21 protein-coding genes are annotated in these 26,793 nt (G+C 71.0%); 2 read left to right on the top strand and 19 right to left on the bottom strand.

Annotated elements, in window-relative coordinates:
* The first annotated feature begins 25 nt into the window (after positions 1–25).
* Entirely contained in the window at positions 26–1,414 is a 1,389-nt protein-coding gene (locus AB0B29_RS11880) for an OFA family MFS transporter (protein WP_362237377.1), read from the top strand.
* Between the two features lies 1 nt (position 1,415).
* Entirely contained in the window at positions 1,416–2,807 is a 1,392-nt protein-coding gene (locus tag AB0B29_RS11875; RefSeq protein ID WP_362237375.1) for an OFA family MFS transporter, read from the top strand.
* Between the two features lie 68 nt (positions 2,808–2,875).
* Here the strand turns inward: AB0B29_RS11875 and AB0B29_RS11870 are convergent, their stop codons facing one another.
* From AB0B29_RS11870 to AB0B29_RS11780, 19 genes are all read right to left on the bottom strand, one after another.
* On the bottom strand, positions 2,876–3,943 hold the full coding sequence (locus AB0B29_RS11870) for a sugar phosphate isomerase/epimerase family protein (RefSeq protein WP_362237373.1): 1,068 nt from the start codon (positions 3,941–3,943) through the stop codon (positions 2,876–2,878).
* Positions 3,944–4,024: 81 nt separating this feature from the next.
* Entirely contained in the window at positions 4,025–5,539 is a 1,515-nt protein-coding gene (locus AB0B29_RS11865) for an alkaline phosphatase family protein (protein WP_362237370.1), read from the bottom strand.
* Complete coding sequence (gene eboE / locus AB0B29_RS11860) at positions 5,536–6,705, bottom strand: metabolite traffic protein EboE (RefSeq protein ID WP_362237368.1); 1,170 nt, start codon at positions 6,703–6,705, stop codon at positions 5,536–5,538. Before eboE ends, AB0B29_RS11865 begins: the two co-directional genes overlap by 4 nt.
* Before the next feature lie 3 nt (positions 6,706–6,708).
* Positions 6,709–7,620, bottom strand: a complete 912-nt coding sequence (locus AB0B29_RS11855) for a TatD family hydrolase (RefSeq protein ID WP_362237365.1) — start codon at positions 7,618–7,620, stop codon at positions 6,709–6,711.
* Complete coding sequence (locus tag AB0B29_RS11850; RefSeq protein ID WP_362237363.1) at positions 7,620–8,417, bottom strand: EboA domain-containing protein; 798 nt, start codon at positions 8,415–8,417, stop codon at positions 7,620–7,622. Before AB0B29_RS11850 ends, AB0B29_RS11855 begins: the two co-directional genes overlap by 1 nt.
* Complete coding sequence (locus AB0B29_RS11845) at positions 8,414–9,511, bottom strand: sugar phosphate isomerase/epimerase family protein (RefSeq protein WP_362237360.1); 1,098 nt, start codon at positions 9,509–9,511, stop codon at positions 8,414–8,416. The genes AB0B29_RS11850 and AB0B29_RS11845 overlap by 4 nt, the downstream gene beginning before the upstream one ends.
* The gene (locus tag AB0B29_RS11840; protein WP_436845833.1) at positions 9,508–10,554 is read right to left on the bottom strand and encodes an SCO3242 family prenyltransferase; all 1,047 of its coding nucleotides are present in this window, start codon (positions 10,552–10,554) and stop codon (positions 9,508–9,510) included. The genes AB0B29_RS11845 and AB0B29_RS11840 overlap by 4 nt, the downstream gene beginning before the upstream one ends.
* Complete coding sequence (locus AB0B29_RS11835; protein ID WP_362237358.1) at positions 10,551–11,735, bottom strand: inositol-3-phosphate synthase; 1,185 nt, start codon at positions 11,733–11,735, stop codon at positions 10,551–10,553. The genes AB0B29_RS11840 and AB0B29_RS11835 overlap by 4 nt, the downstream gene beginning before the upstream one ends.
* Before the next feature lie 81 nt (positions 11,736–11,816).
* The gene (locus AB0B29_RS11830; protein WP_362237355.1) at positions 11,817–15,539 is read right to left on the bottom strand and encodes a ThuA domain-containing protein; all 3,723 of its coding nucleotides are present in this window, start codon (positions 15,537–15,539) and stop codon (positions 11,817–11,819) included.
* Positions 15,540–15,674: 135 nt separating this feature from the next.
* A complete protein-coding gene (locus AB0B29_RS11825) occupies positions 15,675–16,673 on the bottom strand; it encodes a sugar phosphate isomerase/epimerase family protein (RefSeq protein ID WP_362237352.1) in 999 nt (332 codons plus the stop codon).
* Between the two features lie 15 nt (positions 16,674–16,688).
* Positions 16,689–17,900, bottom strand: coding sequence for a Gfo/Idh/MocA family protein (locus AB0B29_RS11820; protein WP_362237349.1), 1,212 nt, complete (start codon positions 17,898–17,900; stop codon positions 16,689–16,691).
* A 55-nt stretch (positions 17,901–17,955) separates the two neighbouring features.
* On the bottom strand, positions 17,956–19,002 hold the full coding sequence (locus AB0B29_RS11815) for a substrate-binding domain-containing protein (RefSeq protein ID WP_362237346.1): 1,047 nt from the start codon (positions 19,000–19,002) through the stop codon (positions 17,956–17,958).
* A 50-nt stretch (positions 19,003–19,052) separates the two neighbouring features.
* Complete coding sequence (locus tag AB0B29_RS11810; RefSeq protein ID WP_362237344.1) at positions 19,053–20,069, bottom strand: ABC transporter permease; 1,017 nt, start codon at positions 20,067–20,069, stop codon at positions 19,053–19,055.
* Complete coding sequence (locus tag AB0B29_RS11805; RefSeq protein ID WP_362237341.1) at positions 20,066–21,580, bottom strand: sugar ABC transporter ATP-binding protein; 1,515 nt, start codon at positions 21,578–21,580, stop codon at positions 20,066–20,068. Before AB0B29_RS11805 ends, AB0B29_RS11810 begins: the two co-directional genes overlap by 4 nt.
* Positions 21,581–21,666: 86 nt before the next feature.
* Positions 21,667–22,848, bottom strand: a complete 1,182-nt coding sequence (locus AB0B29_RS11800) for an ROK family transcriptional regulator (protein ID WP_362237338.1) — start codon at positions 22,846–22,848, stop codon at positions 21,667–21,669.
* A 332-nt stretch (positions 22,849–23,180) separates the two neighbouring features.
* The gene (locus tag AB0B29_RS11795) at positions 23,181–23,858 is read right to left on the bottom strand and encodes a GntR family transcriptional regulator (RefSeq protein ID WP_362237335.1); all 678 of its coding nucleotides are present in this window, start codon (positions 23,856–23,858) and stop codon (positions 23,181–23,183) included.
* A gap of 147 nt (positions 23,859–24,005) precedes the next feature.
* On the bottom strand, positions 24,006–24,944 hold the full coding sequence (locus tag AB0B29_RS11790; protein WP_362237332.1) for a beta-ketoacyl-ACP synthase III: 939 nt from the start codon (positions 24,942–24,944) through the stop codon (positions 24,006–24,008).
* A 171-nt stretch (positions 24,945–25,115) separates the two neighbouring features.
* Positions 25,116–25,256 (bottom strand): MFS transporter small subunit, encoded by a 141-nt coding sequence (locus AB0B29_RS11785; RefSeq protein ID WP_362237329.1) that lies wholly within the window; start codon positions 25,254–25,256, stop codon positions 25,116–25,118.
* On the bottom strand, positions 25,225–26,559 hold the full coding sequence (locus AB0B29_RS11780) for an OFA family MFS transporter (RefSeq protein ID WP_362237326.1): 1,335 nt from the start codon (positions 26,557–26,559) through the stop codon (positions 25,225–25,227). Before AB0B29_RS11780 ends, AB0B29_RS11785 begins: the two co-directional genes overlap by 32 nt.
* Positions 26,560–26,793: the final 234 nt, after the last annotated feature.

Below are 26,793 nucleotides of genomic sequence, written 5' to 3'. Positions count from 1 at the left end.
TTCGACGCAAGGGGTGCGACACGACATGACAACGACCGATCTGCCCACAACGGTTCCCTACCGGGAGGTCACCGACGCGAACGGTCGCGTCTACCGCCTCGGTGAGACCGACATCGACATCATGGGCCGCAAGCGCAAGTGGATGGTGATCCTGCCCTGGATCGGCATGATGGGCATCTCCTCCGCCGAGTACGCGTTCGCGTCCGCCGAGGACACCCTGCACACGGCGCACAGCTGGAACAGCATGCACATCTTCTGGATGATGACCGTCTGGGTCTTCTTCCAGGCCGCGGTGGCCTTCCCCGCGGGCAAACTGCGTGAGAGCGGGAAACTGCCGGCCCGCTGGGCCATGATGCTCGGCGCGACGGGCACCCTGATGGGCTACCTGTCCCTCGCCTTCGCGCCGCACGTCGTCTTCGCCTACATCGGCTTCAGCATGTTCAGCGGCATGGGCGCCGGCATGGTGTACGCCACCTGCGTCAACATGGTCGGCAAGTGGTACCCGGAGCGCAAGGGCGGCAAGACCGGCTTCGTCAACGGCGGTTTCGCCTACGGCTCGGTGCCGTTCGTCTTCCTCTTCAACGGCTACATGGACCTGACCAACTTCCGCTGGGTGCTGGTCTCGGTGGGTGTGTTCCTGGCCGGGATGGTCGCGTGCTCCGGGTACTTCTTCAAGGACCCGCCGAAGAACTGGTGGCCCTCCACGATCGACCCGCTGAACCCGCCGGACGACCCGCGCGCGGCCCGCTCGCTGCGGATGAACCCGCCGGCGGTGCGCCAGTACTCTCCCAAGGAGGCGTGGAAGACCGGCCGGGTCGCCCTGATGTGGTTCTGCCTGGCGTGCACGTCCGGTGTGAACATCTTCGGGATCGCCTTCCAGGTGGACATCGGCGAGGAGGCCGGATTCGCCGGCGGGATCGTGGCAACGGCCATGTCCTTGAAGGCCGTCGTCAACGGCACCGGCCGCGGTGTCATCGGCTGGCTCTCGGACCTCTACGGCCGCAAGCGGTGCCTGCTCGTGGTGTGCCTCATCCTGGGCCTCGCCCAGTACGGCATCCTCTGGTCGGCCGAGAGCAAGAACCTGACCCTGTTCCTGATCTTCTCCGCGATCTCCGGCTTCGGCGGCGGTGCCATCTTCCCGATGTTCGCGGCGCTCACCGCCGACTACTTCGGTGAGAACAACAACGCCTCCAACTACGGCATGGTCTACAGCGCCAAGCTCGTCTCCGGCCTGGGCGCCGGCATGGGTGCCGTGGTCGTCGGCGCCTGGGGGCACTCCGGTGCCTTCATCCTGGCCGGCTCCATCTCCCTCTTCGCCGGCTGCGTGGCGCTGTTCCTGACACCGCCGGGACGCGACAAGGAAACGCGCCGCATCTCCCCCAACCCGCAACCGCTCGGCGAGGACACAGCCTGACATGACGGCAGATCCGTACGAAGCACATACCGCTCCCTTACCCTCCGACGCCGCACACCGTCCCTACCGCGAGCTGACCGACTCCCGCGGCCGTGTCTACCGCGTCGGCGAGACCGACCGGGACATCCTCGGCCACTCCCGCAAGATCATGGTGTATCTGCCGTGGATCGCCATGATGGCCATCAGCGTCTTCGAGTACGCGTACGGCTCCGCGGAGGACACCCTGTCCCACGCGCACGGCTGGACGCAGAGCAACACCTTCTGGATCCTCAGCGTGTGGGTGTTCTTCCAGGCCGGCATCGCCTTCCCGGCGGGCTGGCTGCGGGAGAAGGGCCATCTGTCGGCCCGCTCGGCCATGTACATCGGGTCGGGCCTGTGCCTGCTGGGGTTCCTGGCCCTGTCGCACCTGGACGACGTGCTGCCGGCGATCCTCGGCTTCGGCGTGGTCGGCGGCATCGGCGCCGGGCTCGTCTACGCCACCTGCATCAACATGGTCGGCAAGTGGTTCCCGGAGCGGCGCGGCGCCCGCACGGGATTCGTCAACGGAGGGTTCGCGTACGGGTCGCTGCCGTTCATCTTCATCTTCAACTACGGCTTCGACACGGCGAACTACCACCGTGTCCTGGACCTCATCGGCGCCTACGTCATGATCGTGGTCGTGGTCTGCGCGTTCTTCTTCAAGGACCCGCCGAAGAACTGGTGGCCCGCGGAGATCGATCCGCTGTCCTTCTCGGGGGACCGCAAGAACGCGGCGAGCCTGGCCAAGAACCCGCCCGCGGTACGGCAGTACACCCCGAAGGAGGCCATCCGCACGGGCATGCTGCCGCTGATGTGGCTCTCGGTGGTGATGACCGCCGGCGTGTCGATCTTCGGGATCTCGTTCCAGGTCGACTTCGCCAAGGAGGTGGGTTTCGGCCCGCTGGTGGCGGCGTCGTCGATGGGCGTGATGGCGGTGGTCAACGGCATCGGTCGCGGTGTGGTGGGCTGGCTGTCCGACCGGTGGGGCCGCAAGTCCACCCTGGTGTTCGTCATCGTCGTGCTGGGCCTGGCCCAGTTCGGCGTGATCTGGGCGGGCGACCTGAAGAGCGAGTGGCTGTTCCTGTTCTTCGCTTTCCTGTCCGGCTTCGGCGGCGGCGCGTTCTACCCACTGTTCGCGGCACTGACCCCGGACTATTTCGGGGAGAACTACAACGCCACCAACTACGGGCTGGTCTACAGCGGCAAGCTGATCAGCGGACTGTTCGGCGGCGGACTGGGCTCGATGGTGGTCGCGGCCTGGGGCTACGACGGCGCGTACGCGCTCGCCGGGGGCGTGTCGATGCTGGCCGCTCTGGTGGCCCTGCTGCTGCGCCAGCCGGGTCACGCACCGGCTCGAGCACGGACCGCGGGCTGACGCCGCGGCACCCATGAGGGAGGCCCCTCCCCGTTCGGGGAGGGGCCTCCCTCATGCCCGCACAGCGGTCAGCACTTCTCCCTGAGGGAGTGCAGGTGCGCGCTGGAGCGGCGGGCGAAGGTGAAGGACTCGGCCGGGTTGTCGTGCTCGGCCTGCCAGTGGTGGGCCATGCGGTGGCCGCGCAGCCGGGTCACGGCGGAGATGAACCGCCGGTAGTCGATGTCCCCGTCGCCGACGTCGGTCATGCGGTAGCCGTACGGGTTCGACGGGTCGCTCTCGCCGTCCTTCACGTGGAAGAGCGGGTAGCGGTCGGGCTGCCGCAGCACGTAGTCCAGCGGCTCGAACGGGGCGGGCGTGCCGTCGGGCCGCTTGGAGAAGCGGAACTGGCCGACGTAGGCCCAGTAGATGTCCATCTCCAGGTGGACGAGGTCCGGGTCGGTCTCCCTGACCAGGATGTCGTAGAGGCGGACCTTGGGGTTGTCGGTGGCGAAGGAGAACTCCTCGGAGTGGTTGTGCTGGTAGAACTTCATGCCCCGGGCCCTGGCCGCCGCCCCGTAGGTGTTGAAGTCCTCGGCGGCGCGCTTCCAGGCGTCGACGGTCGAGCCGTAGCGGAACGGGCCGGAGGCCGTGCCGATGTGCTTGAGGCCGAGGGCCTGGGCGTCGTCGAGGACCTTGGTGAGGTTCTGGGCGAAGGTGTAGGCGTCGGGGTCGTCGGAGTAGTAGCCGACGTGGCTGCCTATCGGGTTCAGGCCGTGGTCGCGGGCGAGCCGCTTGAGCTGGGCGAGGGTGATGGGGCCGGCGGATCCCTGGGTGTATCCGGCGAACTCGACCTCGTCGTAGCCGTACCGCTCCAGTTCGGCGAAGACCGGGCCGAAGCCCAGCGTGGAGACCTTGTCGCGCAGGCTGTAGAGCTGTATGCCCAGGCGGCCGGGCGGCAGAACGGGCCGGCCGCGGCCCTTGGTGCCGGAGGCGGTGGCGGGCGTGGCGTCGGCGGCGGTCGCGTTGCCGGTGGCGGCGGTCGCCGGGGCCGCGGCACCGAGCAGGGCGGCCGCGGTGGCACCGGCGGCCACGCCGAGCATGCCTCGTCTGCTGAGGCGGTGGCCGAGTTCGGGGTCGGGCTGGGAGAAGCGGCTCATGCGGGGAACTCCTCGTGATCGCGGGGCGTTGTCAGTGGTGAGTGCTTCACTTGTGAGCGGTCGGTGCTGAGGGCTGTGGCCTCAGGCGAGACCGGCGAGTCGGAGCAGCAGTGACTTCACATCGGTGGCCGCGACGCGGTCGCCGACAGCACGGGGGGTGGAGCAGATGAGGAGCGGACCGTCGTCGTCGCTCTGCGGAAGGCGGCCGTGGCTGCCGCGAATAGGTGAGGGGTCCAGGGGCACGACCGCCATGCGGTAGCGCATGCCGAGCTTCTTGCGCACCACTGCGGTGGCCGCCTTGACCTTGACGTAGGGGTCGAGGGGATCCATGAAGAGTTCGACCGGGTCGTAGCCGGGTTTGCGGTGGATCTCGACCAGTTGCGCGAAGTCGGGCGCGCGGTCGTCGTCGAGCCAGTAGTAGTACGTGAACCAGGCGTCGGCTTCCGCCACGGCGACGAGTTCCCCGGCGCGCGGATGGTCGAGGTGATGGGCCTTCTTGCCCTCGTCGTCCAGGAGTTGGGCGATGCCGGGCAGGCCGTCGAGGGCCGCACGGGTGGCGTCGAGGTCCTCGGGGCGGCGCACGTAGACATGGGCGATCTGGTGGTCGGCCACCGCGAAGGCACGGGACGCCATCGGGTCGAGGTACTCCATGCCGTCCTGCGTGTGCACTTCCAGCAGCCCGGCGCGGCGCAGGGCGCGGTTGATGTCGACGTGCCGGTTCACGCGGGTGATGCCGTACTCGGACAGAGCGACGACGGTACGGCCTTCTGCGTGGGCGTCGTCCAGCAGCGGGGCCAGGGCGGTGTCGAGGTCGGCGGCCGCCTTCAGGGAGCGCGGGTCGTCGGGGCCGAAGCGCTGCAGGTCGTAGTCGAGGTGAGGGAGGTAGCAGAGCGTCAGGTCGGGGTGCCGGGTCGTGATGATGTGGCGGGTGACGTCGATGATCCACCGGCTGGAGACGAGGTCGGCTCCGGGGCCCCAGAAGTGGAACAGGGGAAAGGTGCCGAATGTGTCGGTGAGTTCGTCGTGCAGTGCGGCCGGGCGGGTGTAGCAGTCGGGTTCCTTGCGGCCGTCGGCGTAGTAGACGGGACGGGGGGTGACGGTGATGTCGGTGTCGGCGCCCATGGCGTACCACCAGCAGATGTTCGCGACGGTGTAGCCGGGGTGCGCGCGGCGGGCGGCGTCCCAGAGTTTGTCGCCGGCCACGAGCCCGTTGTGCTGGCGCCACAGCAGGACGTCACCGAGTTCGCGGAAGTACCAGCCGTTGCCGACGATGCCGTGTTCCGAGGGCATGGCGCCGGTGAGGAACGTGGACTGGGCGGCGCAGGTGACGGCGGGCAGGACGGTACCCAGAGGGGCGCGGGAGCCTGACTGGCCGAGTGCCTTGAGGTGGGGCATGTGGTCGAGGAGACGGGGGGTGAGGCCGACGACGTCGAGGACGAGGAGCGGGGTGGGGCGGCCCGGGAGGGTGGCCGCCGGAAGCGGGGCGGGTGTGTCCGTGGCCTTCGGAGACGGGCCGGGTGTGTCGATGGCCTTCGGAGACGGGCTGGGTGTGTCCGTGGCGGCCGGGCCGGGGTGCTGATGGGGGCCGGTGCTCATGGCAGCTCCTTCAGGCCGAGGTCCGTCAGCAGGTCGCGGGCGAGGGTGAGTTCGGCGGCGATGCCGTCGCCGAGCTGAGTGCGGCCCTTGGGGCGCAGTTCGGGTGGGAGGGCCTGCCAGGTGTAGGTCTCGACCTCCAGGTGGCGGGTGAGCGGGGCCGGGCCGCCGACCAGGCGGGTCAGCGCGGATTTCAGGACCGGGAGGGTGGAGGCGAGGGGCGCGGTGGGGGCCGCGTGCAGGGGGACGTGGAAGTGGGCGCGCCAGGGTGAGGCGTCCGGCAGGGCGTGTCCGGCGAGGGCCTCGTCGAGGTCGTCCGTGGCGCGCAGGCCGGCGGCGGTCGCCGTGCGCGTCTGGTGCAGGAAGCGGGGTTCGGCGAAAGCGGCCAGTGCTTCGCGCACCTCGGGGAGATGGGGGTGCTCGGCGTGCAGGGCGGCGGAGAGCTGGGATTTGACGACGGGGACGCGGGCCGCGGCGAGTGCGTCCAGGGCGGTGTGCGGATCTTCGAAGGAGGTGGCGAGATGGCAGGTGTCGACGCAGATGCCGATGCGGTGGTGGCCGATCGGGGTGAGCTGTGCGATGGCGTCGCGGGTGGTCTCGACGACGCATCCGGGTTCCGGTTCCAGACCGACGCGGATGGAGCGGCCGGTCAGTTCCTCGAGGGCGTCGAGTCGTTCGGCGAGTGTGCGCAGTGCGGTGCGGGCGGTCTGCGCGCGTGTGTCGTCGTACGCGGTGCGCCAGGCGAGGGGCAGCGTGGAGATGGTTCCGTCGGTGACGTCGTCCGGGAGGAGACCGGCGAGGACACGGGCCAGGGCGGTGGTGTGGTCGAGGCGCTCCTGCTCGGCCCAGTCCGGCTTGTAGACGCGGTACTTGACCTCTTCGGCGCCGAAGCCCTCATAGGGGAAGCCGTTGAGGGTGACGACCTCGAGGCCGCGCCGGTCGAGCTCGGTGCGCAGGCCGCGCAGGGCGGACGGGTCGGTGACGAGTGCGTGGGCGGCGTCCTTGGCGAGCCACAGCCCGATGCCCAGCCGGTCGCGTCCGAGGCGTCGGCGGACGGGCTCGCAGTGGTCGCGGAGCTGGGCGAGGACGCCGTCGAGGGTTTCGGCGGGGTGGACGTTGGTGCAGTAGGCGAGGTGGACGGTGGAGCCGTCGGGGTGGCGGAAGCGCATGGTTCACGCCTCCGCGGCGGGGACGGGGGCAGACGTCCCTGGGCCGGTGTCCGGCTCGTGCGGGTCCTTCGGGGCGCCGCGCAGGACGGAGTTGCCCTCGTGGGTGGCCTTCGTGCCGGCGACGTCGAGGTTCAGCCGGCCGCTGAGCCCGTAGAAGGCGACGGGGTTGCGCCACAGCACCTGGTCGACGGCGTCCTCGTCGAAGCCCTCCGCCAGCATGAGGTCGCCGACCTTGCGCGTCTTGAGGGGGTCGCTCTTCCCCCAGTCGGCGGCGGAGTTCACCAGGATCTGCCCGGTTCCCCAGGTGCGCAGGATCTCGACCATGCGCTCCTCGTCCATCTTGGTGTCCGGATAGACGGAGAAGCCCAGCCAGCAGCCGCTGTCCCTGGCCTCCTTGACGGTGGTCTCGTTGAGGTGGTCGACCAGCACTCGGTCCGGGGCCAGTGCGGACTCCCGGACGACGTCGAGGGTGCGGCGCAGCCCGGCGAGTTTGTCCCGGTGCGGGGTGTGCACGAGGGCGGGCAGGCCGTGGTCGGCGGCGAGCTGGAGCTGCGCGGCGAGGGCGGTGTCCTCGGCGGGGGTCATGGAGTCGTAGCCGATCTCCCCGACCGCCACGACGTTGTCCTTGACGAGATACCGGGGCAGCTCGTCGAGGACGGGAAGGCAGCGCGGATCGTTCGCCTCTTTGGGGTTGAGCGCGATCGTGCAGTGGTGGGCGATGCCGTACTGGGCGGCTCGGAAGGGCTCCCAGCCGAGGAGGGAGTCGAAGTAGTCACGGAAGGAGGCGGGCGAGGTGCGCGGCTGGCCGAGCCAGAAGGCCGGCTCGACGAGGGCGCGGACGCCGGCGGTGTACATGGCCTCGTAGTCGTCGGTGGTCCGGGACGTCATGTGGATGTGGGGGTCGAAGATGCGCATCAGGACTCCTTGCCGTGGGGGTGGTCCGTGCCGGGGGCCGGGGTGACGGACTCGGTCAGGTCCAGCACGCGGTACAGGTCCTCGGGGACGGTGCGGCCGGCGGCGGTGCGTTCGGCGGCGTAGTCGCCCAGCATGCGGGCGAGTTCGCCGTCGCCGGCGGCGCGCCGGGGCAGGTCCGCCACGTCGTCGACCGGGACACCGGTGAACAGGCACTTCAGCACGGCGTGGCGCCAGGCATGGACGGTCAGGTGCCGGGCGGCATAGGGGCCGACCGCGGCGCTCAGGAGCCGGGTGTCGTTGGTGCGCAGGGCGTCCTCGACCAGGGGGAGGGCGCCCGGACCGGACAGGAGGTGGGGCAGGGCGTGCAGCACGGCTCGGCGTTCGTCGGCGGTGCCCTGGAAGTACACGCGGGTCAGGGCGTCGGCGCCGGCGCGGGCCGCGTCCAGGATGAGGACGCGTGCGGCGTCGGCGTACGCGGGGCCGCAGCGCCGGCCGGCTTCGGCGAGGCGCAGTTCCCACACGGAGATGGGGCCGTGGAGGCCGGGGTGTGCGGCGGCCTCGTCGAGGGCGTGGTCGAGCCAGGCGCGGGCGGGCGGATCGAGGTGGGTGGTGAGGTGGTGGCGGAGGTCGGTGAGCGAGGGGGTGGGGGCGGCGGTGTCCCGGGTGGATCGGTGGGCGCGGGTGCGGGCGTCTCCCGGGCGCTGGGCCGCCCGGTCGGGATCCTTGAGGTTCCGGGTGTCCTGGCTGCTCTCGGTGTTCTCGGTTCTCGCCGTTGGTGTGGCTCGGGGTCGGGTCATCTGGTGCTGCTCCCCTCATGGGTGGTGGAGGGAGCGCCGTGGGGTGGCGCGGCCTGCGGCTGGGCCGGAGCGGTGGCAGGCGGCAGGGTGGCCGCGGTCCGCTCGGCGTGGCGGAGGAAAGGGAGGGACTGCGCGGCGAAGTGCGGGCCGGCGTGGGAGTGGCGGGGCAGTTCGACGACGGTCAACCCCTGGTAGCCGGTGGCGGCGAGGGCCGCCAGGACCGGGGGGAAGTCGATCTCCCCTTCCCCGAAGGGAAGGTGCTCGTGGACGCCGCGCCGCATGTCCTCGATCTGGACGTGTCGTAGCCAGGGGGCGGCGGCCCGCACGCACTCGGCTGGAGAAAGGGGTTCGAGGCACTGGCAGTGGCCGATGTCCAGGGTGAGGCCGAGGGGTTCGGGGTCGCCGAGGGCGCTGCGGAGGTGGCGGAAGTCGGCCAGGGTGGCCAGGAGGTGGCCGGGCTCGGGTTCGACTGCGAGCGGGATGCCCGTGGATGCGGCGGCGTCCAGGACGGGGGTGAGGGTCTCGGTGAGGCGTTTCCACGCGGTGTCCGTGTCGGTGCCGTCCGGGACGATGCCGCTGAAGCAGTGGACGGCGTGCGCGCCGAGGTCGGCGGCGACCCGGACGGCCCGCAGGAGGAGGTCGGCGCGGCGGGCCCGGTCGTCAGGGTCCGGCTCCAGCAGGGACGGGCCGTGTTTGCGGCGCGGGTCGAGCACATAGCGGGCGCCCGTCTCGATGGTGACGCCCAGCCCGAGTTCGTCCAGCCGGTGCGCGATTCGGCGGGTGCGGGCGGCGAGGTCTGGGGCGAGCGGGTCGAGGTGCATGTGGTCGAGGGTCAGTCCGACGCCGTCGTAGCCGAGGTCGGAGAGGAGGGCGAGGGCGTCGTCGAGGCGGAGGTCGGCGAGACCGTTGGTGCCGTAGCCGAAGCGGAGGGGAGGGAGGACACCGGGAGAGGCGCCGGTGGTGTGTGGCGAGGCGGCGGCCCGGGCGATCGTGTCGGGCGGGTCGGCCGAAGCCCGGATACCGGGGGTACCTGACGCTTCGGCACGCCTTTCGCAGGCTGCCCGGAATTCGGAGGCCCCGGATTCGGCGCTCATGTGACGCTCACCTTCTTCGCGAACCGCGCTCCGAGGGGGGCGAGGGCTGTGATGAGGAGGGCGGTGGCGGTGTCCCTGGAGCGGGCGGTGAGGGTGGCCTGGAGGGGGATGGTGGCGCGGATGCCGGCGCCGACGGCGCGTTGAGTGAGCGGAGACGAGGGGTTCAGAGTGGCGTGGACATAGGGGCCGGCGGTCGTCGTGGCGTAGGCGGCGCCGAGGGCGGTGGTGAGCAGAGCCGCGGTATCGAAGCCGGGGCTCCCGGCCACTGGGAGGAGGCCCGTCCGGGCGTGGGCGGCTGCCGGCCGACGGCCGTCGGCCGGGGTGCCGGGGCGGCGTGTGACCAGTCGGGTGAGCAGCGCGGTCGTGGCGAGGGCCGCGAGCAGAGGCAGGGGCGAGCCGCCCTGTGCTTCCTGGCGGGAGACGGTGGTGACGGCCAGGGTGTGGGTGCCGAGGAGAGCCGCTGAGGGCAGGGCGTCCCGGGCCCGGCCTGTGGTGGCCGCGGCTCCCAGCAGCAGGTCCAGGCTCCGGGCCGTGCCCATGGCCAGGGGTCCGGCGGGCGTGCGTTTCAGGCCGAGGTCGTACGCCCAGACGGTCGCGGCCAGGGGCGCGGCGACAGCGAGGGCGGGTCGGCCGGCGCGGGCCGCCAGGGCCAGTCCGGCTCCGGTGAGGGCTCCGGCCGCGGTGAGGGCGGCGGCGGGGCGGATGCGGCCGGAGGGCAGGGGGCGGTGCGGACGTTCGACGGCGTCGACGGCGCGGTCGGCCCAGTCGTTGAGGGCCATGCCTGCCTCGTACAGGCAGAGGGAGGAGGCGGTGGCGAGCAGGGTGCGGGAGGTGGGACGTGCGCCGGTCGCGGCCGCACCGGCCAGGGCGTCCCCGGGGACGGTGAACAGGGCGGGCAGACGCAGGAGTTCGGCCCAGGCACGGACGCGGTGTCGGGCGGAGACGCCGGGGCGTGGGCGGGGGGCCGTCGCGGCGGCGGTGTCTCCCGGGGAGGCTGCGGGAGCCCCGTCGGGGTGGCCGTCAGGGTGCTCGCGCAGCGTCACAGGGCTTCTCCTGTCTCCTCGGTGTCCCTCACCGGGCGTGGGCCGTGGCCCTCTGCGCCGGGCTGTCCGAGGCCCCGTCCGAACCGGAGCAGTTCCTCGTACTGCTCGGACAGGCCCGACGGCCCGTCCCCCACCGGGTCCTTGAAGTAGAAACCGAGAGCGCCGAGCGGGCCGGACACCCCCGCCTCGTGGGCGCGGGCGGTCAGGCGGGCCAGGTCAAGCACCAGGGGTGCGGCCAGGGCCGAGTCGCAGCCCTGCCAGATGGTCTGGAGGATCATGCGGGTGCCGAGGAAGCCGTCGAAGGCGATGTGGTCCCAGGCAGTCTTCCAGTCGCCGAGGGCGGGCACGTCGTCGATGTGGACCTCGCCCTCGGGGACGGTGCCGAGGGTGTCGGCGAGGACGCGTTCCTTGCCGGCGTTCTTCGCCGCGGCGGCGGCCGGGTCGGCGAGGGCGGCACCGTCGCCGCCGCCCAGCAGGTTCGTACCCGACCAGGCCCGGACCGTCAGCGCCCGCTGGGCGAACATCGGGCCGAGGACGGCCCGCAGCAGGGTCTGTCCGGTCTTGCCGTCCCGGCCGGCGTGGGGCAGGCCGCTGTGCTCGGCCTCGCGGGCGGCCACCGGGTGGTGCATGCCACCGGAGGGGGTGAAGTTGACGTAGGGGCAGCCCGCGCGCAGAGCGGCCAGCGCGTAGAGGGTGCTGGCCGGCAGCGGGGCGTAGGGCCCCTGGGAGACGGGTTCGGTGGAGGCGACGTTCACGACCACGGCCCGCTCCAGCGCGTGGCGGTGCAGGAAGTCCCGCAGGTCGTCGGCGAAGACCTTGATCAGTTCGGTCTCGCTCCTGGTGTCCCCCGAGGTGGGGCCGCCGGGCCTGATCTCCCGGTCGGCGGCGGCGAGTTCGGCGGCGACGGCGGTGGCCACTCCGGGTGGGAGGACACCGCCGGCGGTCAGGGACTCGGCCCGTTTGGGCAGGGGGCAGTCGAGGGTGTCGTGGCCGCCGAAGACGAGGTCGGACAGCGCGGGCAGGCCGCTGTCGGTGAACGCGGGTGTCTCGGTGACCATGCCGGTGGGCGGGTGCAGTCCGGCGGCGACGGCGGCGCACCCCGTGACGACGGTGGTGGCCACGGAGCCCCGGGCTCCGATCAGCCACACCCCCACACGCGGTCGGGCAAGGGACGCGGACATGGGCAGCCTCCTGATCGTGCGCGAGCCACGCGGGGATGGGGGACGGCGGGCGGGGGTCCGGCGTCCCCCGCCCGCCGCCGTTCACCGGCCCTGGACGGGCAGTTCCTTCAGCTGGATGTTGCGGAAGGAGACCTGGTCGCCGGCGCCGTGGTTCTGCAGGCCGATGTAGCCGTCGGTCAGGCTCCGCTCGGGGTCCTTGTTGGTGAAGTCGTTGATCCTGACTCCGTTGAGGAACACCTGGAGGCGTTCGCCCTGGACCTTGATCTCGTAGGAGTTCCATTGGCCGGGCGGCCGCAGGACCTGGTCACGGGCCTTGATGTTCGCCGACTTGAAGGAGTAGACGGAGCCCGTGGTGCGGTCGGCCGCGTCGGTGGCGTCGATCTGGATCTCGTACCCCTTGTTCACCGCGGACCAGGGGTCGTCGGAGGCGGGGAAGCCCACGAAAATCCCTGAGTTGTCGTCGCCCCGCATCTTCCAGTCGAGCTTGAGCGAGTACGACTTCAGCTCCTTGGCCTGGTACCAGAGCAGGCCCATGCCGCCCTCGGTCTCCAGCGTGCCGTCCTTGACGTTGAACTTGCCGGGGCCGGCCTGCTTCCAGCCGTCCAGGGTCTGGCCGTTGAAGATCTTGCGGTGGTCCTTGCCCGGCTTGCAGTCCGCCTTCACCTGGCCGGTGGCGTACTGCAGGCCGCCGAGCAGGTGGGCGCGGAAGGTCTCGTCGGCGTAGGACTCCTTGGTGTGGCCGCCGCCGGTGTAGAAGGACCGGCCGCCGCCGTAGCTCTGGCACCAGGCGATCGGGTGGTCGCCCTTCATGGTGCCGCCCTGGTAGGTGGTCTCGTCGAGGGTGGCGAGGACCTTGGCCTTCTCCCGCGGGTTGGTGCGGTAGTTGTACCACTCGTCGGTGCGTTCCCAGGCGTCGCCGAGGTGCGCGGTCGACGGGTGGTCGTGGTCCTCGACGCGGACGGTGGCCTTCTGGATGGCCGGGTGGGACTGGAAGTAGGCGCCGACGAGCCCGCCGTAGAACTCCCAGTCGTACTCGGTGTCGGCGGCGGCGTGGATGCCGATGTAGCCGCCGCCTCCTGCCACGTAGTCCTCGAACGCCTTCTGCTGCTCGGCGTTCAGCACATCACCCGTGGTGGACAGGAAGGCCACGGCGTCGTACTTGGCGAGGTTGGTCGTGGTGAACTGCCTGGCCTCCTCGGTGGCGTCGACGGTGATGCCGGCCGGGCCGCCGAGTTCCTTCAGGGCGGTGATGCCCGCCGGGATGGAGTCGTGCCGGAATCCGGCGGTCTTGGAGAAGACCAGGACCTTCTTGCCGCCCTTGAACGGCTCCTTGGAGAACTCGAAGTCGTCCACGTCGTAGAGCGCACCTTCGCCGCCCTTGAAGACCAGGTAGATGTCCGTGGTCTTCTTCGGCAGCGACCGCAGGGGCACGTCGACGTTCTGGAACGTCTCCCAGCCGCCGGTGGGCGGGATGTACGCCGAGCCGTGCAGGGGGCCGTCGGGTGAGCCGGTGCGCAGTTCGATGAAGCCGCCCGCGCCACCGGAGGAGGCCCGTACGGTCATCTTCTTCTGCCCGTCGAAGCGGTAGGGGCTGAAGGAGATCCAGTCGCCGTCGTGGATGTCGCCGACGGTCTTGCCGCCGTTGGCGCCGGTCTTGGTGATGACGGAGACGCCCGACTGGGTGGTGAAGTGCTCGCCCTGGCGGTGCAGCGGCTGGAGCACGGTGCGGGCGGTGCCGGTCAGGGCCTCCTGGCCGTTCGCCCCGCCGTCGGTGTAACTGGCGCCGACGACGCCGTAGATGTTGGCGTTGGGGTCGTGTCCGCCGTCACCGGGGGGCGGTGTCAGGGTGCCCTCGCAGCCCATCTCGCTGGTCAGTTCGTGGGCGTGGGAGTCGTGGCCGAGACTGTAGGCGACCTTGACCTTGGAGCAGTCGACGGTCTCCTCGGGGTCGGTGACCTTCACCTTGAACGGGACGGGCTTGCCGAAGGCGGCCATGCTGCCGTTGCCGGGAGTCTCGATCGTCACCTTGGGCTCGGTGTTGCCGACCACGATCCGGACACTGGCGTTGCCGGTGTTGCCCTCGGGATCCTTGGCGGTGAAGGTGGCGCTGTAGGTGCCGGTCTTCTTGTACCGGTGGGTGGGGGTGAGGCCCTCGCCCTTGGTGCCGTCGCCGAAGTCCCAGCCGTAGGTGAGGTCCGTGGAGTCGGCGTCCTTGGCGGAGGCGGTGAACTTCACCTTCAGGCCGGCCGCCCCGGACGTCTTGTCGGCGCTGACCTCGGCGATCGGGGAGAAGCCGTCCTCGGCGTTCTCGATCCGGTACAGCGCGGAGTCCTTGTCGCCCTGGAACCAGGAGAGGCCGTAGTCGAGGACGTAGAGGGCGCCGTCGGGGCCGAACTCCATGTCCATGATCTGGGTGCCGGTCCAGGGGAAGTCGTTGATCTTCGCGACGGAGCCGTCGTCGTTCTGCTCGATCCGCTTGATCCAGCGGCGGCCGAACTCACCGGCGAAGAAGTCGCCGTCGTAGGCCTCGGGGAACTTCACGCTGGAGTTCAGCTCGGGGTCGTAGCGGTAGACCGGGCCGCCCATCGGGGACTCGGAGCCGCTGCCGAACTCGGGCACGGAGCCGCCGTCGTACGGGATCCAGGCGGCCTGCGCGGGCGGCAGGTCGGTCAGGCCCGTGTTGTGCGGCGAGGTGTTCTTCGGGGCGTCGCAGTCGAACGTCTCGCCGGACTCCTTGGTGGCGAAGTCGTAGTCGACGTACGGGTCGTTGTCGCCGGTGCAGAAGGGCCAGCCGAAGTTGGCGGCCTTGGTGACCTTGGCGAACTCGACCTGTCCGCCCGGGCCACGCCCCGGGTCGGCGGCGCCGGCGTCGGGGCCGTAGTCGCCGACGTACACGGTGCCGGTCTTGTCGTCGACGCTCATGCGGAAGGGGTTGCGGAAGCCCATCGCGTAGATCTCGGGGCGGGTCTTCTCGGTGCCCGGGGCGAAGAGGTTGCCCTCCGGGACGGTGTAGGAGCCGTCCTCGGCGACCTTGATGCGCAGGATCTTGCCGCGCAGGTCGTTGGTGTTGCCGGCGCTGCGGCGGGCGTCGAAGGCCGGGTTGCGGTTCGGCCGGTCGTCGATCGGGGTGTAGCCGTCGGAGGCGAAGGGGTTGGTGTCGTCGCCGGTCGACAAGTAGAGGTTGCCGTCCGCGTCGAAGTCGATGTCGCCGCCGACGTGGCAGCAGGTGCCCCGGGAGGCCGCGACGTCCAGGACCTTCTTCTCGCTGGACAGGTTGAGCGTGCCGTTGGGGTTGAGGACGAAGCGGGAGAGGCGGTTGACGCCGTCGAACTTCTTGAAGTCGTCGGCGGTGCCGGTCTCCGGGGCGTCGCCCGCGGGGGTGTCGAGCGGCGGGGCGTAGTAGAGGTAGATCGCCCGGTTGTTCTTGAAGTCCGGGTCGATGCCGACGCCCTGGAGGCCTTCCTCATCGTGGTTGTAGACGTCGAGCTTTCCGGCGATCTTCGTGACGCCGCCCTGGTCGGTGAGGCGCAGCGTGCCGTCGCGCGCGGTGTGCAGGACGCTGCGGTCCGGGAGCACGGCCAGCGACATCGGCTCGCCCGTCTCGGGCTCGCCCTTGGCGAGCGGCACCTGCTGGAACCGGCCCTCGGCGGCCGCCGGTTCGTCGTGTTCCGGGTGTCCGGAGTGGGCGCCCGCGACGGTGGCCGGGGTGCCGACGGCGAGGAGCAGGCCGGTGAACAGGGCGACGGTGGTGCGCAGTGCGGGCCGCCTGAGGATGCGGGGGCTTCTGGGTCTGGTTCTGTGCACGAGTCCCTCCGGGAACGGGGTGGGCCGTACGGGGCGGGTGCGTAGCGTGCGGTGCGGGCGCCGGGGTGCGCCGTCACCCCGGAGGTGTGCGTGCCTTGAGCGCGTCAAGGCAGGTCAGTGCGCCGAACCCGTGGTTCAGCTGTTGAACGCGGCGTCGAAGGACGCGCTGGGCGGTTCGAAGTCGAAGGCCTTGAGCCGGGTCAGGGCCTCGGGCGCCCCTTGGAGCCGGTCCATGCCGGCGTCCTCCCATTCGACGGAGACGGGGCCGGTGTAGTCGATGGAGCGCAGCATGCGGAAGACGTCCTCCCAGGGGACGTCGCCGTGCCCGGCGGAGACGAAGTCCCAGCCTCGCCGCGGGTCGCCCCAGGGCAGGTGGGAGCCGAGGCGGCCGTTGCGTCCGTCGAGGCGCTTGCGGGCCTCCTTGCAGTCGACGTGGTAGATCCGGTCGCGGAAGTCCCAGAGGAAGCCGACCGGGTCGAGGTCCTGCCACACGAAGTGCGAGGGGTCGAAGTTGAGGCCGAAGGCGGGGCGCCGGCCGACGGCTTCCAGGGCCCGCTGGGTGGTCCAGTAGTCGTAGGCGATCTCGCTGGGGTGGACCTCGTGCGCGAACCGCACGCCCTCGGCGTCGAAGACGTCCAGGATCGGGTTCCAGCGGTCGGCGAAGTCCTGGTAGCCGCGTTCGATCATCGCCTCGGGGGCGGGCGGGAACATGGCGACCAGGTGCCAGATGGCGGAGCCGGTGAAGCCGATGACGGTGTTCACGCCGAAGGCGGCCGCGGCCCGGGCGGTGTCCTTCATGCGCTCGGCGGCCCGCTGCCGAACCCCTTCCGGCTCTCCGTCGCCCCAGACCGTCTCCGGGAGGATCGCCCGGTGCCGCTCGTCGATGATGGCGTCGCAGACGGCCTGGCCGACCAGGTGGTTGGAGATCGCCCAGCACGTGAGGCCGTACTTGTCGAGGAGCTGATGCCTCGACTCCACATAGGAGGGGTCGGTCAGCGCCTTGTCGACTTCGAAGTGGTCTCCCCAACAGGCGAGTTCCAGGCCGTCGTAGCCGAAGTCGCGGGCCAGGCGGCAGACCTCCTCCAGGGGCAGGTCCGCCCACTGGCCGGTGAAGAGCGTGAAGGTGCGGGGCATCGGTACAGGCCCTCCTCAGACCGCGATCGGCGTGTAGACGGAGTTCTTCTCGGCGCTCTCCTCGACCGCCGCGAGCACGCGCTGCACCTGCAGCCCGTCGGCGAAGGAGGGTTCGGGGCGGCGTCCCTCGGCGATGGCGTGGACGAGGTCGCGGGCCTGGTGGACGAAGGTGTGCTCGTAGCCGAGGCCGTGTCCCGGCGGCCACCAGGCCTCCAAGTAGGGGTGGTCGGGTTCGGTGACGAGGATTCGCCGGAAACCGGCCTCCGCCCCGGGCTGGCCGGCGTCGTGGAAGGACAGCTCGTTGAGCCGCTCCAGGTCGAAGGCGAGCGAGCCGCGCTCCCCGTTGAGCTCGATGCGCAGGGCGTTCTTGCGGCCGGTGGCGTAGCGGGTGGCCTCGAAGGAGGCCAGCGCACCGGAGGGGAAGCGGGCGGTGAACAGGGCGGCGTCGTCGACGGTGACCTGCCCGGTGCCGGCGGAGGTCACGGCGGACAACCCGCTGGTGGCGCCGGTGGGCAGGGGCCGTTCCCGTACGAAGGTCTCCGTCAGCGCGGAGACGCCTGCCAGCGGCTCCCCCACCAGGTACTGCGCGAGGTCGACGATGTGGGCGCCCAGGTCGCCGAGCGAGCCCGAGCCGGCCTGTTCCCTGCGCAGCCGCCAGGTCAGCGGGAACGCGGGGTCGGTCAGCCAGTCCTGGAGGTACGTCACCCGTACGTGCCGCAGCCTGCCCAGGCGGCCCTCGGCGACCATGCGGCGGGCCTGGGCGGTGGCGGGCACCCGGCGGTAGTTGAAGCCGACCATCGCCACCTGGCCGCGGGCGTGGGCCTCCTCGGCCGCCAGCGCCATCGAGGTGGCCTCCTCGACGGTGTTGGCGAGCGGCTTCTCGCACAGGACGTGCTTGCCCGCGGACAGGGCGGCCAGGGCGATCTGGGCGTGGCTGTCGCCGGGGGTGCAGATGTCGACCAGGTCGACGTCGTCCCGTGCGACGAGGGCCCGCCAGTCGGTCTCGGTTGCCTGCCAGCCGTGCCGGTCGGCCGCGGCCCGGACGGCGGCGGCGTCCCGGCCGCAGATCACCGCCTGGACGGGGTTCAGCGGCAGGTCGAAGACGCGGCCGGCGGTGCGCCAGCCCTGGGAGTGGGCGGCGCCCATGAAGGCGTAGCCCACCATCCCCACGCGCAGGGGTGGCTTGCCTGCCTCGGTCCCCTCCGGCTGCTCCTGCGGCTGTCCCATACGGGTGTCCTCCTCGTCCTGGTCGGGGTGGCGCACGTGGGGGGTGCGGGGTGGCTCACTTGAAGCCGGTGGACATGTACTGGTCGACGTTGGTCTTGTCGACGACGGCCGAGTAGAGGGTGAGCGACGACGGGATCTCGAACTCGGCGAGGCCCCCGATGCCCTTGCTCTGGCCGAGGGCCCGGGCCAGGTCGATCGCGGAGGCCGCCATGGTCGGCGGGTACAGCACGGTCGCCTTGAGGACGCCGTCGTCCTGCTTGATGGCCTGGAACGCGGAGAGCGCGCCGGCGCCGCCGACCATCAGGAAGTCGCCGCGCCCGGCCTGCTCGATGGCGCGCAGCGCGCCCACGCCCTGGTCGTCGTCGTGGTTCCACAGCGCGTCGAACTTCGACTGGGCCTGCAGCAGTTGCGCCATCTTGGCCTGGCCGGACTCGACGGTGAACTCGGCGGCCTGCCGGGCGACCTTCTTGATGTTGGGGTAGTTCTTCAGGGCGTCGTCGAAGCCCTGGGTGCGCTGCTTGGTGAGCTCCAGGTTGTCCAGGCCCGCCAGTTCGATGACGCGGGCACCGGACTTGCCCTTCAGCTTCTCGCCCATGTAGTGCCCGGCGTTGAGGCCCATGCCGTAGTTGTCGCCGCCGATCCAGCAGCGGTAGGCCTGGGGGGTGTTGAAGATGCGGTCGAGGTTGACGACCGGGATGCCGGCGCGCATCGCCTTCAGGCCGACCTGGGTGAGGGCCTTGCCGTCGGCGGGCAGCACGACCAGGACGTCGACCTTCTTGTTGATGAGGGTCTCGATCTGGCCGATCTGCTGGGCGGTGTCGTTGGAGCCCTCGGTGATCTCCAGGGTGACGTCGGGGTACTTCTCGGCGCGGCTCTTGGCGTTGTCGTTGATGGCGTTGAGCCAGCCGTGGTCGGCCTGCGGGCCGGCGAAGCCGATGGTGACCTGCTTGCCGCGCTTGTCGTCGGCGGCCGGCTGCTCGTCGCCGGCCGGTTCGTCCTCCGACTTGGACGGCTCGTTGCTCGTGCACCCCGTGAGGAGGGCACCGGCGGAGACGGCGGCGGCCCCGAAGAGCAGCCCTCTGCGGCTCGTGATCTCTGTCATGGCGGGGGAACCCTTTCCTCAGGTCGTGCCGGGCGGGTGCGGTACGGCTCTCAGGTCGTGCTCGCGGTACGGCGCTGGACCAGCACGGCGGCGACGATGATCGCGCCCTTGGCGATCTGCTGGACGTCGCTCTGCAGGTTGTTCAGGGCGAAGATGTTGGTGATCGTGAAGAAGATCAGGACCCCGAGCACGGAGCCGGTGATGGTGCCGCGGCCGCCGGTGAGGAGGGTGCCGCCGATGATCGCGGCGGCGATGGCGTCGAGTTCGTAGAGGTTGCCGTTGGTGTTCTGGCCGGAGCCGGACAGGACGATCAGCAGGAAGGCCGCGATGCCGCAGCACAGCCCGGACAGCAGGTACAAGTAGAGCCGCTGGCGGCGGACGTCGATGCCGGCGAGCCGGGCCGCCTCGGGGTTGCCGCCGACCGCGACCGTGCGGCGGCCGAAGGTGGTGCGGTTGAGCACCAGCCAGCCGATCACCGTGACGACGGCGAACACCATGACCAGGGGCGGGATGCCGAGGACGTAGGCGTCGCGCTCCCCCAGGTCGAGGACGGAGGGCACGGTGACGATCTGGGTCTTGCCGTCGGTGATCTGCAGGGCGAGGCCGCGGGCGGAGGCCAGCATGGCGAGGGTGGCGATGAACGGCACCATCGAGCCGTAGGCGATGAGCACCCCGTTGACCAGGCCGCAGCCGACTCCGACGACGACGGCCGTGAAGAGGATGCCTGCGAAGCCGTACTCCTGGGTGGCGACCGTGGTGGCCCACACCGAGGCGAGGGCGACGATCGCGCCGACCGACAGGTCGATCCCGCCGGAGACGATGACGAAGGTCATGCCGACGGTGACGACGCCGACCACGGAGGCCTGGGTGAGGACCAGTTGCAGATTGCGGGTGTCGAGGAACTCGTCGGGCTTGGTGATGCCGCCGACGACGATCAGCGCGGCGAGCACGCCGAGCAGGGAGAGGGTGCGGACGTCGGCCCGGGCCAGCAGGCCGCGCCAGGCCGGGGGCTGAGCCACGGGCACCTTCGCGGTGCTGTCCCGCGGCGGGGAGACAGGCTGCGTCATGCCGGGCTTCCTTCCATGACCAGGTCGAGTACGCGGTGTTCGTCGAGTTCGCGCGCGGGCGCCGTGTGCACGACCCGGCCCTCGCGCAGCACGAGCACGCGGTCGGCGAGGCCGAGCACCTCGGGCACCTCGCTGGAGACCAGCAGCACGGCGAGGCCCTCGTCCGCGAGCCTGCGGATGACCGCGTAGAGCTCGGCACGGGCGCCCACGTCGACGCCGCGGGTGGGTTCGTCGAGCAGCAGCACCTTGCAGCCGCGCAGCAGCCAGCGGGCGAGGACGGCCTTCTGCTGATTGCCGCCGGACAGGGTGCGCACGGGCACGGACGGGTTGTCCGGCCGGAGCGACAACTCGCGGGTGGCGGCCCGGGCGGCACCGAGTTCGGCGCCCCGGTCGATCCAGCCGCCGCGCGAGAAGCGGGACATGGAGGAGACCGACACGTTGCGGGTGACGGACTCCAGCATCAGCAGGGCCTGCGCCTTGCGTTCCTCGGGAGCGAGCCCGAGCCCCGCCCGGACGGCGGCCCGTACGCTGCCCGGCCGCAACGCCTCTCCGTCGACCAGGACCTGACCGGCCGTCGGTTTGCGGGCGCCGTAGACGGTCTCCAGGATCTCGGAGCGGCCCGAGCCGACGAGTCCGGCGAGGCCGACGATCTCACCCGGGCGGACCTCAACGTCGAGGGGCTCGAATTCGCCTTTCCTGTGGAGCCCTTGCACGGTCAGCACGGGCCGGCCTGGTGGTGGCAGGAGGGGCCGGTCGGGGAAGACGTACTCGACGTTGCGGCCCGTCATCAGGGCGACGACCTCGCGGGTCGGCGTCGACTTCGCCGGGAGCCCGTGCGCGACGGCCCGTCCGTCTTTCAGTACCGTCACCCGGTCACCGATGCGGCGGATCTCCTCCAGGCGGTGCGAGATGTAGACGACGGCGACCCCGGCGGTGGTCAGGTCGCCGACGATGCGGAAGAGGTTGTCGACCTCGTCCGGGTCGAGGGCGGCGGACGGCTCGTCCATCACGATGAGCCGCACGTCGTGGGAGAGGGCCCGCGCCATGGACACGATCTGCTGCTGCGCGGCGGGGAGATCCCCGACGAGTCGGGCGGGATCGATCTCGGCATGGCCGAGTCGCCTGAGGAGAGCGGCCGTTGAGGCCCGGGCCGCCCTGCCGCGGACGACGAAGCCCGCGGCGGTCGGCTCATGCCCGAGGTGGACGTTCTCGGCGACCGACAGGTGCTCCACCAGGTCGAGTTCCTGGTAGATGGTGGCGATGCCCAGGCGCATGGCGGCGATCGGCGAGCGGAGGGTGACCTCCTCGCCGCGCCAGCGGATGCTTCCGGTGTCGGGCTGGTGGGCGCCGGCCAGCACCTTGATGAGGGTGGATTTGCCGGCCCCGTTCTGGCCGAGCAGGCAGTGCACCTCGCCGGCCTGGACGTCGAGGTCGACGCCGTCGAGGGCCCGGACTCCGGGGAACGACTTGGTGATGCCGGACATGTTGAGCAGCGGTGGTTCTGGTGCCATGAGGTCCCCTTGGCGGGCGTGCGGGCCGGTTTCAGGGCAGGGCAGAGCAGGGCGTTGTGCTGAGGGAGCCGTGCTGTCGGGAAGGACTACGCGGGTGAGAACAAGTGGTCGCTGATGAGCCGGGCCGCGCCGATCACTCCGGCGGTGGGGCCCAACTCGCCCAGGACGATGGGAAGGTTGCCGGTCGCCAGCGGCAGCGACTGGCGGTAGACCTGGGTGCGGATCGCGGCGAGCAGGGTGTGACCGAGGCCGGTCACCCCACCGCCGATCACCACCAGGCCCGGGTTGAAGAAGCTGACCAGGCCGGCGATGACCTGGCCGGTGCGGTTGCCGCCCTCGCGGATCAGTTCAAGGGCCGTGGCGTCACCGGCGGCGGCCGCGGCGGCGACGTCGACGGCGGTGAGGCCGCCGTTAGTCTCCAGCCGCGAGGCCAGTTCGGCCGAAAGCCCCTGCTGGGCGGCCTCCGTGGCATCACGGGCCAGGGCCGCCCCGCTGAAGTGGGCCTCCAGGCAGCCCCGGTTGCCGCAGGCGCAGGGGCGGCCGTCGGGGACGGCCTGGATGTGCCCGATGTCGCCGGCGCTGCCCGTCGTACCGCGGTAGACCTCACCGCCGACGACGATGCCGCATCCGATGCCGGTGCCGATCTTGACGCAGAGGAAGTCGGCGACTGTGCGGGCGACGCCCGCGTGCTGCTCCCCCAACGCCATCAGGTTCACGTCGTTGTCGACCATGACCGGGCAGCCGAGTTCCTGGCTGAGCGCCTCCCGCACGGGGAAGCCGTCCCAGCCGGGCATGATCGGCGGTGCCACCGGGATGCCCTCGGGGAAGCGGACCGGGCCCGGGACGCCGATGCCGGCGCCGTCGAACCCTTCCGCGAGCCCGGAGGCCCTCAGTTTCGCGGCCATCGCCAGGACCTGCTCGAAGACCGCGACGGGGCCCTCGCGCACGTCCATGGGCTGGTTGAGGTGTCCGAGGGTCTCCAGTTCGGCGTTGGTGACGGCGACGTCGACCGAGGTCGCGCCGATGTCGACGCCGAGGAAGCGCAGCTCGGGGTTGAGGCGGACGTTGTGGGAGCGGCGGCCGCCGCGCGAGGCGGCGAGTCCGTCGGCCACGACCAGCCCCGTCTCCAGCAGCCGGTCCACCTCCACGGCCAGCTTGGACCGCGAGAGGTCGACCTGGTCGCCGAGTTGAGCACGGGAGTTGGGGCCGCCGTCCCGCAACAGCTTGAGCAGTCGGGCCTGGTGGGCGTTTCCGGGTCGTGCGGTCATGCGTCTCACGAGCCCCTCCCCGCCTCGATCGGCCTGTGCGCGCCGGTTTCCCGCCACCCTGGTGGCTTGCTTTCGAGGGAACGTAGCAGCGGCTGCCGGGAGTGGGAAGAAGTCGCGCAGGAATTGCCCACCACTTTTTCCACTCACAGGACAAAGCAGCGGTGACGGGTGCCCTGCCTCGCGTGACGTCACAAAGCCCCGGCGGCACGGAACCCCGGGGCTTCGGACCTACGGACCTGCAGAGCTGCTGCCCTACAGAGCTGCAGACCTGCTGAGCTGCAGACCTGCCGAGCTGCAGGCCTGCTGAGCTGCTGAGCTGCAGGCCTGCTGAACTACGAGCGGGAACGCGCGTGGTACGACCGTCGCGTGTGCTCGGTGTGTTCGCGCATCAGCTGGGTGGCGCGCTGTTCGTCCCGGTCGGCGACCGCGGCGATGAGTGCGCGGTGCTCGATCCAGGACTGGTGACCGCGCCGACGGGCCACCGGCGTGTAGTACCACCGCACGCGCCGGTCGACCTGGGCGGCGAGTTCGGCGAGGACGGCGTTGCCTGCGAGCTCCATGATCTTGGCGTGGAAGCGGGCGTTCATGGCGACGGCCCCGTCCACGTCGTCGGCGTCGACGGCCTTCTCGCCCTCCGCGCACAGCGCTTCCAGGGCGGCGATGCCCGCGCTGTTCGCGTTGGCCGCCGCGAGCCGGGCGGCCTCGGCCTCCAGGAGCGTACGGACCGTGAGCAGCTGGTCGGCCTCCTCCTCCGTCGGCTCGTGCACGAACGCGCCCTGGGCGGGCCGCAGATCGACCCATCCCTCGGTGTTGAGCCGCTGCAGCGCCTCGCGCACCGGCTGCCGCGAGACACCGAGGTGCCCCGCGAGTTCGCTCTCGACGAGGTGCTGGCCGGGCTGCAGCGCACGGGTGGTGATGAGTTCGAGCAGCGCCTCGTAGACACGGTCGCGCAGCGGACCCGGGCGTTCCAGCTTGGGTACCGCCCCCTGGGGCAGGCCTGTGGACAGCATCGCGGTCCCCCTCCTCGGCAGGGCCGTGCACAACGCGGCGCGAGCCGGTATCGCCGCAGAGTCAGTATTGATTGTCTTTCGTCTACAGTCTACGGCCCACAAGAGCCAGGGTTTTGAGGAGTTGACCGCGTCACACCGCCCCGCCGCTCAGGGACAGCGCACGACCTGCCCGGCGTACGACAGGTTCCCGCCGAAGCCGAACAGCAGCACCGGGTCGCCCGTGGTGAGTGCCCCCTGCTCGACCAGCTTCGAGAAGGCCAGCGGGATGCTCGCGGCCGAGGTGTTGCCGGACTCCGTGACATCGCGGGCGACGACCGCGTTGACGGCGCCGATCTTCTCCGCGAGGGGTTCGATGATGCGCAGGTTCGCCTGGTGCAGCACCACCCCGGCGAGGTCGGCCGGCTCCAGCCCGGCCCGCTCGCAGGCCCGGCGGGCGATGGGCGGGAGTTGGGTGGTGGCCCAGCGGTAGACGCTCTGGCCCTCCTGGGCGAAACGCGGCGGGGTGCCCTCGATGCGGACCGCGTTGCCCATCTCGGGCACCGAGCCCCACAGCACCGGTCCGATGGCCGCCTCACCCGCGGCCTCCACCACCGCGGCCCCGGCTCCGTCGCCGACGAGCACGCACGTGCTGCGGTCGCTCCAGTCGGTCACCTCGGACATCTTGTCGGCCCCGATGACCAGCGCCCGGCTCGCGCCCCCCGCACGGACGGCGTGGTCGGCGGTGGCCAGGGCGTGGGTGAACCCGGCGCACACCACGTTGAGGTCCATGGTGGCGGCCTGCGGAACGCCCAGGCGTGCCGCGACCCGGGCCGCCATGTTGGGCGAACGGTCGACGGCGGTGGAGGTGGCGACCAGCACCAGGTCGATGTCCGCCGGGGCCAGTCCGGCCGCGGCGAGGGCCTTGGCGGCGGCGTGGGAGGCCAGTTCGTCGACCGGCTCGTCGGGGCCTGCGATGTGACGCGTGCGGATGCCCACCCGGCTCCTGATCCACTCGTCACTGGTGTCCACCAGGCCCGCCAGGTCTTCGTTGGTGAGCACCTTGGCGGGCTGGTAGTGGCCGACGGCGGCGATGCGCGAGCCGTTCATTGGGTGGATCCCCCTCGTTGCCTTGGGTAGCGGATCCTCCAGTCTGATCAGTGACTCACGGGTACGACGGCAGCCAAGGCGACAGGAAACGGGCGCCGCGGTTGTCAGCTTCGGTCAGGACCTCGGACGGCCGGACACCTGTCGAACGCCCACCCGGCGCACCGGCGCCGCCTACCCCGAGAAGAGCTGCGTGGCCTTGCGGACGAGCTCGTACAGCCCGTAGGCGAGCGGCAGGCCCACCCACACCCAGGCGAGGGTGATCAGCCACCGCCGGTCCGGGCTAGGCGGACTCTGACTGCTGTCGCTCGACACGGGGGGCCTCCTTCGGGGTGGGGACGTGGTGGCGGGGGTCGACGGGCCGGACCAGCTCGTTGGCGACGAAGCCGACGACGAGCAGCCCGATCATGATCACGAAGGACAGCCCGTACAGGGACGCGCCGTGCCGGCCCGCCTCCTCCTGCCGGTCGGCGATCCAGTTCACGATCAGCGGTCCGAGCACCCCGGCCGTGGACCAGGCGGTGAGCAGCCGCCCGTGGATGGCACCGACCTGGTACGTACCGAACAAATCCTTCAGATAGGCGGGAACGGTGGCGAATCCACCGCCGTAGAAGGAGAGGATGACCAGCGCGCACAGGACGAACAGCGGCTTGGAGGAGTCGCCGAACACGGCGATGAGGGCGTACATCAGGGCACCGACGCCCAGGTAGACGCGGTAGACGTTCTTCCGGCCGATGAGGTCGGACGTGGAGGACCAGCCGATGCGGCCGGCCATGTTCGCAGCGGACAGCAGCGCGACGAAACCGGCGGCGGCGGTCACCGACACCGGGGTGGAGGTGTCGGCGAAGAAGTCCGTGATCATCGGCGCGGCCTTCTCCAGGATGCCGATGCCGGCGGTGACGTTCATGCAGAGCACGATCCACAGCAGCCAGAACTGCGGGGTGCGCAGCGCCTGTTTCGCGGAGACCTGCGGGCCGGCGGGGGCCTGCCGCGCGGTTCCTCGCACCTGGGGGGCATGACGCGGGACCCGGACCAGGAGCACACCCAGCAGCATGAACACCGCATACGACAGCCCGTGCACCAGGAAGGCCAGGGCGATGCCGGTGCTGTCGCCGCCGAACGACTCCAGCATCTGGGCGGACCAGGGCGAGGCGATGAGCGCGCCGCCGCCGAAGCCCATGATGGCGATGCCGGTGGCCATGCCGGGCCGGTCCGGGAACCACTTGATCAGCGTGGAGACGGGCGAGATGTAGCCGATGCCGAGACCGATACCGCCGACGAAGCCGTAGCCGAGGACGATCAGCCAGTACTGCTCCAGGGACGCCCCCAGCGCGGAGAGCAGGAAGCCGGAGGAGAAGCAGATCAGGGCGACGGTCATCGCCCAGCGCGGGCCGTTGCGCTCCACGAGCGTGCCACCGAACGCGGCGGACAGGCCCAGCATGACGATGCCCAGCTGGAAGGGCAGCGCGCTCTGCGTGCCGCTGAGGCCGAGCGCGGACTCCAGGGGCGGCTTGAACACGCTCCAGGCGTAGGCCTGGCCGATGGAGAGGTGCACGGAGAGAGCGGCGGGCGGAACGAGCCAGCGGCTCCAGCCCGGGGGCGCGACTGGGGGACTCATGAACCCCGGACGGTAGGGATCCGCAGGGGAGTTGGGAAGTCGGCACGTCGACCGTATGCGGTGAACGGTATCCGGCATGCGCCGAACGGTCGGTGCACGCACTCTTGCCCACCCAACCTCCATACTGTAGACAATATTTCGTCGACACAAGCCGCCCGCGAGCCATACGCGACCCGTGAGCGGCCGGACGGCAGCCACCTCCGCGGTATCCCTCAAACCGAACGGAGTGTTCCC

The sequence above is a fragment of the Streptomyces tibetensis genome, from assembly GCF_040647715.1.
GTDB classification, from domain to species: Bacteria; Actinomycetota; Actinomycetes; order Streptomycetales; family Streptomycetaceae; genus Streptomyces; species Streptomyces tibetensis_A.
The sequence above is the reverse complement of the archived record's forward strand: the minus strand, read 5'-3'. Positions and strand labels throughout refer to the sequence as shown.